The sequence below is a fragment of the Streptomyces sp. genome (assembly GCF_050698815.1).
Lineage (GTDB): Bacteria > Actinomycetota > Actinomycetes > Streptomycetales > Streptomycetaceae > Streptomyces.
In genome coordinates, this window is record NZ_JBOHCV010000084.1 from 1 (window position 1) to 1,708 (window position 1,708).

Consider the following 1,708-nt stretch of genomic DNA (forward strand, 5'->3'; position numbering starts at 1 on the left):
CGGCGTCGCGGAGCAAGGCCGCGGGGACACGGCACTCGCCGACGCCGTTTCGGCGGAGCTGGCGCAGCGCACCGCGGCCGAGGTCGAGGAGACCGTCCACGCGGCCGGCGGTCTCTCCGTCGCCGTCCGCGCACCGGAGGAGTGGGCACGGCACCCGCAGGGCGCGGAGGCCGCAGCCCGCCCGCTGCTCAGCACCGGACGGCTGGACCAGGCGCCGCCCCTCCCGCTGCCGGAGCTGGTGGGCCGTGGCGCCCTGCACGGCCTGCGCGTACTGGACCTCACCCGGGTCATCGCCGGGCCGGTCGCCACCCGCACGCTGGCGCTGTTCGGCGCCGACGTGCTGCGTGTCGACGCCCCGCAGCTCCCGGAGAGCCTCGACACGCACGCCGACACGGGCCTGGGCAAGCGCTCCACCCTGCTCGACCTTTCCTCCCGCGCGGATCAGGCCACCTTCGAGGAGCTGCTGTCGGCCGCGGACGTCGTCGTCACCGGCTACCGCCCCGGCGCCCTCGACCGTTTCGGCCTCGCCCCGGAGTCGCTGGCCGACCGGCGGCCCGGTGTGGTGGTGGGACAACTGAGCGCCTGGGGTGCGTACGGGCCATGGCACCGGCGGCGCGGCTTCGACAGCCTGGTCCAGGTGGCCACCGGCATCGCGGCCACCGAGGCGCCGCAGCAAGGCCCGGACGTGGGTGCTCCCGGCGCCCCCGGCGTACTGCCCGCACAGGCCCTGGACCACGGCACCGGCTATCTGCTCGCCGCCGCCCTGCTCCGCGCGCTCACCGAGCAGCGGCGTGGCAGGTGCGGGTCGCGTCTCGTACGGCTGGCGCTGGCCCAGACCGCGCACTGGCTGCTGAACGGGCTGGGCGACCCGACCGGGCGTCCGCCCCGGCCGGACCCGGCTGGGGCGCGGGCGCTCCACGGCGCCGCCTACGATCCCGCCGCCTGGCTCACCGAGACCGACAGCCCGCTGGGGCGGCTGCGGCACGCGCTGCCACCCGTCGGCTACGAGGGCGCCCCGGCCACCTGGTCACGCCCGCCCGGTCTGCCCGGCGCGGACCCCGCCGCCTGGTGGTGAGCGGCGGACCGCTGTTCCGCGGGCGAGGCGAGCCGAACGACACGCCCCCTACAGCGACTTGCGCTCGCCGTGTCCGTGACCGCCGTGCCCGTGCTCGCGGTCCTCCCCACGCTGACGGCGCTCGAGTTCACGCCTCTCCCGCCGTTCCGCGCGCAGCCGCTCCTTCTCCGCACGCGGGACCTTCCGCTCGACGACGACTCCGCCCATCAGGCTGAGCCCGGTGACCACCACACGTGGGGCGCCCGGCTCGCCATGGCCGGCCCCGGTGGAGTCGAAGGCACCCATGATGCCGATGCCGCGCACGTCGACCTCGACCTCCGGCGGTACCACGATGTTGATGCCGCCCATCAGCGTGAAGCAGCGGATGACGACTTCGCCGTACTCGAAGCGCGCGTCCCGCAGGTCGAGTTCGCCGCCGCCCATGACGGCGATGCCGGTGAAGGCACGCGGCACCGTCCACTGGCCCTTCCGGACGAAGGCGCTCATCAGGGCGACGCCCCAGCGGGAGGTGCTGGTGCCGCCGATCCGTTCCGCCCAGCGCTGCCTACGGGCGGCGGCGGAGGAGCCGGCCGGTGCTGCCAGGCCGGTGCCGGCCGGGTCGTCGCCCGCACCGCTCTGCGGCAGGTCCCGCAC

1 protein-coding gene and 1 pseudogene are annotated in these 1,708 nt (G+C 76.2%); one reads left to right on the plus strand and one right to left on the minus strand.

Going from position 1 to position 1,708, the window contains the following annotated elements; all coding sequences use genetic code 11:
• Nucleotides 1–1,075 (plus strand): CoA transferase (locus tag ACRDP3_RS03385; RefSeq protein WP_431515295.1); only part of this gene is annotated, 1,075 nt, incomplete at its 5' end.
• Between the two features lie 48 nt (nt 1,076–1,123).
• Here the strand turns inward: ACRDP3_RS03385 and ACRDP3_RS03390 are convergent.
• A pseudogene (locus ACRDP3_RS03390) lies at nt 1,124–1,708 on the minus strand (hypothetical protein); the annotation flags it as partial.